Here is a 7,809-nt window from a genome sequence, read left to right on the forward strand (position 1 = left end):
CATGTTGATTCCTCGTCGAGTCAAGCACCGCAAGCAGCACCACCCGGGTCGCTCGGGCGCTGCCAAGGGTGGCACCAAGATCGCGTTCGGCGACTACGGCATCCAGGCCCTCGAGCCCGCCTACGTCACCAACCGCCAGATCGAGTCCGCTCGTATTGCGATGACGCGTTACATGAAGCGTGGTGGAAAGGTGTGGATCAACATCTACCCCGACCGCCCGCTGACCAAGAAGCCGGCCGAGACCCGCATGGGTTCCGGTAAGGGCTCCCCCGAGTGGTGGATCGCCAACATCAAGCCTGGTCGCGTGATGTTCGAGGTGTCCGGTGTGTCCGAAGAGGTCGCCCGTGAGGCCATGCGTCTGGCGATGCACAAGCTCCCCATGAAGTGCCGCTTCGTTCGGCGTGAGGGTGGTGACATCTGATGGCAGTCGGATCCAAGGACCTGGTGTCGGCGAACCTGCGTGGTCTCGACGACGACCGCCTGGTCGACGAGCTGCGCAAGGCCAAGGAGGAGCTGTTCAACCTCCGGTTCCAGTCGGCCACCGGCCAGCTGGACAACCACGGCCGCCTGCGCGCCGTCCGCAAAGGACATCGCCCGCATCTACACCGAGCTGCGTGAGCGCGAGCTCGGGATCGGGCAGAGCCCGAGTGCATCGGCCGAGGAGGAGTCGGCATGACCAAGAACACCAAGGACGACACCGTGGATGAGGCCGTGAAGGCGCAGGACCGCAACTACCGCAAGACCCGTCAGGGTTACGTGGTCAGCGACAAGATGGACAAGACCGTGGTGGTCGAGGTCGAGGACCGCGTCAAGCACGCGCTCTACGGCAAGGTCCTGCGGCGCTCGAGCAAGGTCAAGGCCCATGACGAGGACAACGCCGCCGGCATCGGTGACCGCGTCGCGATCATGGAGACCCGTCCCCTCTCGGCCACCAAGCGCTGGCGCGTGGTGGAGATCCTCGAGAAGGCCAAGTAAGCCACCTGCCGCCTCGGCAAGCCCATCTGTCATCAGACAGTCCAGTTCGGCCAGGCTCGCCCGCGAGGGTGAGAACCAGCACGACGAGTAGGAGTAAGAAGTGATCCAGCAGGAGTCGCGACTGCGTGTCGCCGACAACACTGGTGCCAAGGAGTCCTTTGCATCCGTGTCCTCGGTGGCTCGGGTCGTCGTTACGCCGGCATCGGTGACGTCATCGTCGCCGCCGTCAAGGACGCCATCCCCGGCGGCAACGTCAAGAAGGGCGACGTCGTCAAGGCCGTCATCGTGCGCACCACCAAGGAGCGCCGTCGCGGTGACGGGTCGTACATCAAGTTCGACGAGAACGCCGCCGTCATCCTCAAGGCCGACGGGGACCCCCGTGGCACCCGCATCTTCGGCCCGGTCGGCCGTGAGCTGCGTGAGAAGAAGTTCATGAAGATCATCTCGCTGGCGCCGGAGGTGCTCTGACCCATGGCTGACAAGAAGAAGATGAAGATCAAGAAGGGTGACACCGTCAAGGTGCTCACCGGCAAGGACCGCAACAGCATCGGCAAGGTCATCGCCGTCTACCCCGAGACCGAGCGGGTGCTCGTCGAGGGTGTCAACCGGGTGACCCGCCACACCAAGGCCGGTCAGAGCGCCCGCGGCACCCGCACCGGTGGCCTGGTCGTCCAGGAGGCTGCGATCCACGTCAGCAACGTCGCGGTCGTCGACCCTGACGACAAGAAGGTCGGCACGCGGATCAAGACCGCGTCGAGACCGTCGAGCGCGACGGCCGCACCAAGACCGTTCGCACCCGTGTCGCGGTGCGCTCGGGCAAGGACCTGTGAGAGAGACCATGACCCAGACTGAAGTTTCCGCAGCGGTGACGCCGCGCCTCAAGCAGCGCTACGCGGACGAGATCAGGGCCAGCTTGTTCACGCAGTTCGGCTACCAGAACGTCATGCAGGTGCCGGGCGTGGTCAAGGTTCGTCGTCAACATGGGTGTCGGTGACGCCGCCAAGGACGCCAAGCTCATCGAGGGCGCGATCAAGGACCTCTCGGCCATCACGGCCAGAAGCCCCTGGTCACCAAGGCCCGCAAGTCGATCGCCCAGTTCAAGCTGCGTGAGGGCATGCCGATCGGCGCGCACACCACGCTGCGCGGCGACCGCATGTGGGAGTTCCTCGACCGTCTCGTGTCGGTGGGCCTGCCCCGCATCCGTGACTCCGTGGCCTGTCGCCCCAGCAGTTCGACGGCAGGGGCAACTACACCTTCGGTCTCACGGAGCAGTCGATGTTCCACGAGATCGACCAGGACCGGATCGACCGCGTGCGTGGCATGGACATCACCGTGGTGACGAACCGCCACCAAACGACGACGAGGGCCGCGCACGTGCTCAAGGCGCTCGGCTTCCCCTTCAAGGAGAACTGACATGGCGAAAGACCGAGTGCCGGTCGGCCGCAGCGCTGGCAGCGCGTGTCAGGCGCGCCTTGAACTTCGGCTTCTTGTTGGCCTTGTTGACCAGGGCGGTCTTCGCCATGTCAGTTCTCCTTGAAGGGGAAGCCGAGCGCCTTGAGCAGTGCGCGGCCCTCGTCGTCGTTGGTGGCGGTCGTCACCACGGTGATGTCCATGCCACGCACCGGTCGATCCGGTCCTGGTCGATCTCGTGGAACATCGACTGCTCCGTGAGACCGAAGGTGTAGTTGCCCCTGCCGTCGAACTGCTGGGGCGACAGGCCACGGAAGTCACGGATGCGGGGCAGGCCCACCGACACGAGACGGTCGAGGAACTCCCACATGCGGTCGCCGCGCAGCGTGGTGTGCGCGCCGATCGGCATGCCCTCACAGCTTGAACTGGGCGATCGACTTGCGGGCCTTGGTGACCAGGGGCTTCTGGCCGGTGATGGCCGAGAGGTCCTTGATCGCGCCCTCGATGAGCTTGGCGTCCTTGGCGGCGTCACCGACACCCATGTTGACGACGACCTTGACCACGCCCGGCACCTGCATGACGTTCTGGTAGCCGAACTGCGTGAACAGCTGGCCCTTGATCTCGTCCGCGTAGCGCTGCTTGAGGCGCGGCGTCACCGCTGCGGAAACTTCAGTCTGGGTCATGGTCTCTCTCACAGGTCCTTGCCCGAGCGCACCGCGACACGGGTGCGAACGGTCTTGGTGCGGCCGTCGCGCTCGACGGTCTCGACGCGGGTCTTGATCCGCGTGCCGACCTTCTTGTCGTCAGGGTCGACGACCGCGACGTTGCTGACGTGGATCGCAGCCTCCTGGACGACCAGGCCACCGGTGCGGGTGCCGCGGGCGCTCTGACCGGCCTTGGTGTGGCGGGTCACCCGGTTGACACCCTCGACGAGCACCCGCTCGGTCTCGGGGTAGACGGCGATGACCTTGCCGATGCTGTTGCGGTCCTTGCCGGTGAGCACCTTGACGGTGTCACCCTTCTTGATCTTCATCTTCTTCTTGTCAGCCATGGGTCAGAGCACCTCCGGCGCCAGCGAGATGATCTTCATGAACTTCTTCTCACGCAGCTCACGGCCGACCGGGCCGAAGATGCGGGTGCCACGGGGGTCCCCGTCGGCCTTGAGGATGACGGCGGCGTTCTCGTCGAACTTGATGTACGACCCGTCACCGCGACGGCGCTCCTTGGTGGTGCGCACGATGACGGCCTTGACGACGTCGCCCTTCTTGACGTTGCCGCCGGGGATGGCGTCCTTGACGGCGGCGACGATGACGTCACCGATGCCGGCGTAACGACGACCCGAGCCACCGAGGACACGGATGCAAAGGATCTCCTTGGCACCAGTGTTGTCGGCGACACGCAGTCGCGACTCCTGCTGGATCACTTCTTACTCCTACTCGTCGTGCTGGTTCTCACCCTCGCGGGCGAGCCTGGCCGAACTGGACTGTCTGATGACAGATGGGCTTGCCGAGGCGGCAGGTGGCTTACTTGGCCTTCTCGAGGATCTCCACCACGCGCCAGCGCTTGGTGGCCGAGAGGGGACGGGTCTCCATGATCGCGACGCGGTCACCGATGCCGGCGGCGTTGTCCTCGTCATGGGCCTTGACCTTGCTCGAGCGCCGCAGGACCTTGCCGTAGAGCGCGTGCTTGACGCGGTCCTCGACCTCGACCACCACGGTCTTGTCCATCTTGTCGCTGACCACGTAACCCTGACGGGTCTTGCGGTAGTTGCGGTCCTGCGCCTTCACGGCCTCATCCACGGTGTCGTCCTTGGTGTTCTTGGTCATGCCGACTCTCCTCGGCCGATGCACTCGGGCTCTGCCCGATCCCGAGCTCGCGCTCACGCAGCTCGGTGTAGATGCGGGCGATGTCCTTGCGGACGGCGCGCAGGCGGCCGTGGTTGTCCAGCTGGCCGGTGGCCGACTGGAACCGGAGGTTGAACAGCTCCTCCTTGGCCTTGCGCAGCTCGTCGACCAGGCGGTCGTCGTCGAGACCACGCAGGTTCGCCGACACCAGGTCCTTGGATCCGACTGCCATCAGATGTCACCACCCTCACGCCGAACGAAGCGGCACTTCATGGGGAGCTTGTGCATCGCCAGACGCATGGCCTCACGGGCGACCTCTTCGGACACACCGGACACCTCGAACATCACGCGACCAGGCTTGATGTTGGCGATCCACCACTCGGGGAGCCCTTACCGGAACCCATGCGGGTCTCGGCCGGCTTCTTGGTCAGCGGGCGGTCGGGGTAGATGTTGATCCACACCTTTCCACCACGCTTCATGTAACGCGTCATCGCAATACGAGCGGACTCGATCTGGCGGTTGGTGACGTAGGCGGGCTCGAGGGCCTGGATGCCGTAGTCGCCGAACGCGATCTTGGTGCCACCCTTGGCAGCGCCCGAGCGACCCGGGTGGTGCTGCTTGCGGTGCTTGACTCGACGAGGAATCAACATGTCAGGACTGCTCTCCCTCAGTGCTGGCTGCGGTCGCCTCAGCGGCGGGGGCCTCAGCAGCGGTCTCGGTGGCGGCGGCCTCCGGACGCTCGCGACGGGCGCGGGCCGGACGGTCGGCACCGTCACGACGGGGGCCACGGCTCGGGCGCGGCGCAGCAGCCTGCTGCTGGGCCAGCTCACGGGCGGTGACGTCACCCTTGTAGATCCACACCTTGACGCCGATGCGGCCGAAGGTGGTGCGGGCCTCGTAGAAGCCGTAGTCGATCTGCGCACGCAGGGTGTGCAGCGGGACGCGACCCTCACGGTAGAACTCCGTGCGGGACATCTCGGCGCCGCCGAGGCGACCGGAGACCTGGACACGGATGCCCTTGGCGCCGGCGCGGGTGGCGGACTGCATGCCCTTGCGCATCGCGCGACGGAACGACACGCGAGCAGAGAGCTGCTCGGCGATGCCCTGCGCGACGAGCTGGCTGTCGACCTCGGGGTTCTTGACCTCGAGGATGTTCAGCTGGACCTGCTTGCCGGTGAGCTTCTCGAGCTCGCCACGGATGCGGTCGGCCTCGGCGCCGCGGCGACCGATGACGATGCCCGGGCGCGCAGTGTGGATGTCCACACGGACGCGGTCACGGGTGCGCTCGATCTCGAGCGGGAGATGCCGGCCCGCTCCATGCCCTCGGACATGAGCTTGCGGATGGCGACGTCTTCCTTGACGTAGTCGCGGTAGCGCTGACCCTCCTTGGTGGAGTCAGCGAACCAGCGGCTCTTGTGCTCGGTGGTGATACCGAGGCGGAAGCCGTGCGGGTTGACCTTCTGACCCATTAGCGGGTGCCTCCCTTTGGTGTCTTCGGCGTGACGACCACGGTGATGTGGCTGGTCCGCTTGTTGATGCGTGCCGCGCGGCCCTGGCCCGCGGGCGGAACCGCTTCATGGTCGGACCCTCGTCGACGAAGGCGGCGCTGATGACCAGGTCGCGCTCGTCGAACGCCTCGGAGGCCTTGTCGGCCTTGACCGGGCGTTGGCGATGGCGCTCTCGAGCACCTTCTGGATCGGGTCGGACGCGGACTGCGGCGCAACCGCAGCACGGCAATCGCCTCGACGCCTGCTTGCCGCGGATCAGGTCCACGATGCGGCGGGCCTTCTGGGGCGTGACGCGGACGTGCCGCGCACTCGCCTTGGCTTCCATCACGTTGTCCTTGTTGTCGGTGGAGGCGGTCATCAGCGACGACGCCCCTTCTTGTCGTCCTTCACGTGACCCTTGAACGTGCGGGTCGGCGCGAACTCACCGAGCTTGTGACCGACCATCGACTCGGTGACGAACACCGGACGTGCTTGCGGCCGTCGTGTGCACGGCGAGGGTGTGACCAGCATGTCGGGGCTGATGACGACCGACGCGACCAGGTCTTGATGACGTTCTTGGTACCCGCTTCGTTCTGGACGTCGACCTTCTTCTGAAGGTGGTCGTCGATGAAGGGGCCCTTCTTCAAACTGCGAGGCATGCTTCCAGGCTCCTATCAGCGCTTCTTGCCAGTACGACGGCGGCGAACGATCAGCTTGTCGCTCGGCTTGCCGGGGCGGCGGGTGCGGCCTCGGCCTGACCCCAGGGGCTGACCGGGTGGCGACCACCGGAGGTCTTGCCCTCACCACCACCGTGCGGGTGGTCGACCGGGTTCATGCGACACACGGACGTCGGCGCTTGCCCTTCCACCGCATGCGGCCGGCCTTGCCCCAGTTGATGTTGGACTGCTCGGCGTTGCCCACCTCGCCGACCGTGGCGCGGCAGCGCAGGTCGAACGTTGCGGATCTCACCGGACGGCATGCGCAGCTGCGCGTAGGGGCCGTCCTTGGCGACGAGCTGCACGCGCACACCGGCCGAGCGGGCGATCTTCGCGCCGCACCGGGCTTGAGCTCGACGGCGTGGATGACCGTACCGGTCGGGATGTTGCGCAGCGGCAGGCTGTTGCCGGGCTTGATGTCGGCCGAGGGCCGTTCTCGATGTTGGCGCCCTGCTCCAGGCCACGGGGGCCAGGATGTAGCGCTTCTCACCGTCGGCGTAGTGCAGCAGCGCGATGCGCGCGGTGCGGTTGGGGTCGTACTCGATGTGAGCGACCTTGGCCGGCACGCCGTCCTTGTCGTGGCGACGGAAGTCGATGACGCGGTAGGCGCGCTTGTGGCCACCACCGATGTGGCGGGTGTTGATGCGGCCGTTGCTGTTGCGTCCACCGGACTTCGTCAGCGGGCGGACCAGCGACTTCTCCGGCGTGGAGCGCGTGACCTCGACGAAGTCGGCGACGCTGGAGCCACGACGGCCAGGCGTCGTCGGCTTGTACTTGCGGATACCCATGGTTAGTGATCCCTTACGTTTCTCAGCGTGTCCGTCAGGCGCCGGCACCGAAGATGTCGATCGAGCCCTCGCGGAGGGTGACGATCGCACGCTTGGTGTCCTTGCGCTTGCCGATGCCGAACCGGGTGCGGCGGGTCTTGCCGACTCGGTTGAGGGTGTGGACGGAGTCGACCTTCACTCCGAAGACGCGCTCGACGGCGATCTTGATCTCGTCTTGTTGGCCGGGGGTCGACGATGAAGGTGTACTTGCCCTGGTCGAGCAGCGAGTACGACTTCTCCGACACGACCGGTGCGATCAGGATGTCGCGCGGGTCCTTGCCTGCAGCGAGGCTGCTCACTTGGTCTCCTCCTCGGCCTTGTCGTCCGCGTCGGCCTTGGCGGCCTTCGTGGCGGTGGCCTTCTTCGCGGCGGCCTTCTTGGCGGGCTTCTCAGCCTTCTCAGCCTTCTCAGCCTTGGCGGGCTTGTCGGCCTTGTCAGCCTTGGCAGCGGTCTTGGTGGCTTGGCGGGCTTCTCGTCCGCAGCCTCGTCGGTCACGATGGTGACCTCGACGCCACCGACCGGCTGGCCTTGGTGACGAACGCCTCGAGGC

General features: G+C 66.1%; 8 protein-coding genes and 11 pseudogenes. 6 read left to right on the forward strand and 13 right to left on the reverse strand.

The genetic code is table 11. The features are described from left to right. Position 1 precedes the first annotated feature (1 nt). From rplP (BLQ34_RS18540) to rplE (BLQ34_RS18565), 6 genes and pseudogenes are all read left to right on the forward strand, one after another. Positions 2-421 (forward strand): 50S ribosomal protein L16, encoded by a 420-nt coding sequence (rplP, locus tag BLQ34_RS18540; protein ID WP_056883301.1) that lies wholly within the window; start codon positions 2-4, stop codon positions 419-421. Continuing rightward, positions 421-676 (forward strand): annotated as a pseudogene (gene rpmC, locus BLQ34_RS18545) (50S ribosomal protein L29). The gene rplP (BLQ34_RS18540) and the pseudogene rpmC (BLQ34_RS18545) overlap by 1 nt, the downstream one beginning before the upstream one ends. Beyond that, the gene (gene rpsQ, locus BLQ34_RS18550; RefSeq protein ID WP_091779869.1) at positions 673-975 is read left to right on the forward strand and encodes a 30S ribosomal protein S17; all 303 of its coding nucleotides are present in this window, start codon (positions 673-675) and stop codon (positions 973-975) included. Before rpmC (BLQ34_RS18545) ends, rpsQ (BLQ34_RS18550) begins: the two are co-directional and overlap by 4 nt. 100 nt (positions 976-1,075) lie before the next feature. Then, positions 1,076-1,443 (forward strand): annotated as a pseudogene (gene rplN, locus BLQ34_RS18555) (50S ribosomal protein L14). 3 nt (positions 1,444-1,446) lie between these two features. Further along, positions 1,447-1,805: pseudogene (gene rplX, locus BLQ34_RS18560) on the forward strand (50S ribosomal protein L24). Positions 1,806-1,813: 8 nt separating this feature from the next. Next, positions 1,814-2,388: pseudogene (gene rplE / locus BLQ34_RS18565) on the forward strand (50S ribosomal protein L5). Positions 2,389-2,392: 4 nt separating this feature from the next. On the opposite strand, the pseudogene rpsN reads toward rplE (BLQ34_RS18565), so the two are convergent. The 13 genes and pseudogenes from rpsN to BLQ34_RS19065 all read right to left on the reverse strand — a co-directional run. Beyond that, positions 2,393-2,497: pseudogene (gene rpsN, locus BLQ34_RS18950) on the reverse strand (type Z 30S ribosomal protein S14); the annotation flags it as partial. A 1-nt stretch (position 2,498) separates the two neighbouring features. Then, positions 2,499-3,068, reverse strand: a pseudogene (gene rplE / locus BLQ34_RS18570) (50S ribosomal protein L5). 8 nt (positions 3,069-3,076) lie between these two features. Next, complete coding sequence (gene rplX, locus BLQ34_RS18575; protein WP_091779873.1) at positions 3,077-3,436, reverse strand: 50S ribosomal protein L24; 360 nt, start codon at positions 3,434-3,436, stop codon at positions 3,077-3,079. Between the two features lie 3 nt (positions 3,437-3,439). After that, a complete protein-coding gene (gene rplN, locus BLQ34_RS18580; RefSeq protein WP_056923992.1) occupies positions 3,440-3,808 on the reverse strand; it encodes a 50S ribosomal protein L14 in 369 nt (122 codons plus the stop codon). A 100-nt stretch (positions 3,809-3,908) separates the two neighbouring features. Continuing rightward, the gene (rpsQ, locus tag BLQ34_RS18585) at positions 3,909-4,211 is read right to left on the reverse strand and encodes a 30S ribosomal protein S17 (protein ID WP_091779869.1); all 303 of its coding nucleotides are present in this window, start codon (positions 4,209-4,211) and stop codon (positions 3,909-3,911) included. Then, entirely contained in the window at positions 4,177-4,461 is a 285-nt protein-coding gene (gene rpmC / locus BLQ34_RS18590) for a 50S ribosomal protein L29 (protein ID WP_091788931.1), read from the reverse strand. The genes rpsQ (BLQ34_RS18585) and rpmC (BLQ34_RS18590) overlap by 35 nt, the downstream gene beginning before the upstream one ends. Beyond that, positions 4,461-4,879: pseudogene (gene rplP, locus BLQ34_RS18595) on the reverse strand (50S ribosomal protein L16). Before rplP (BLQ34_RS18595) ends, rpmC (BLQ34_RS18590) begins: the two are co-directional and overlap by 1 nt. Position 4,880: 1 nt before the next feature. Then, a pseudogene (rpsC, locus tag BLQ34_RS18600) lies at positions 4,881-5,698 on the reverse strand (30S ribosomal protein S3). Next, a pseudogene (gene rplV, locus BLQ34_RS18605) lies at positions 5,698-6,062 on the reverse strand (50S ribosomal protein L22). The pseudogenes rpsC and rplV overlap by 1 nt, the downstream one beginning before the upstream one ends. 32 nt (positions 6,063-6,094) lie before the next feature. Next, positions 6,095-6,375: pseudogene (rpsS, locus tag BLQ34_RS18610) on the reverse strand (30S ribosomal protein S19). Positions 6,376-6,425: 50 nt separating this feature from the next. Continuing rightward, positions 6,426-7,220, reverse strand: coding sequence for a 50S ribosomal protein L2 (gene rplB, locus BLQ34_RS18615; RefSeq protein ID WP_231961360.1), 795 nt, complete (start codon positions 7,218-7,220; stop codon positions 6,426-6,428). A 34-nt stretch (positions 7,221-7,254) separates the two neighbouring features. After that, positions 7,255-7,558: pseudogene (gene rplW, locus BLQ34_RS18620) on the reverse strand (50S ribosomal protein L23). Then, a partial coding sequence (locus tag BLQ34_RS19065) for a hypothetical protein (RefSeq protein ID WP_197674742.1) occupies positions 7,555-7,809 on the reverse strand: 255 nt, incomplete at its 5' end. The gene BLQ34_RS19065 and the pseudogene rplW, both read right to left, overlap by 4 nt.

It is taken from the genome of Pedococcus dokdonensis, assembly GCF_900104525.1.
In the GTDB taxonomy this organism is placed as follows: Bacteria; Actinomycetota; Actinomycetes; order Actinomycetales; family Dermatophilaceae; genus Pedococcus; species Pedococcus dokdonensis.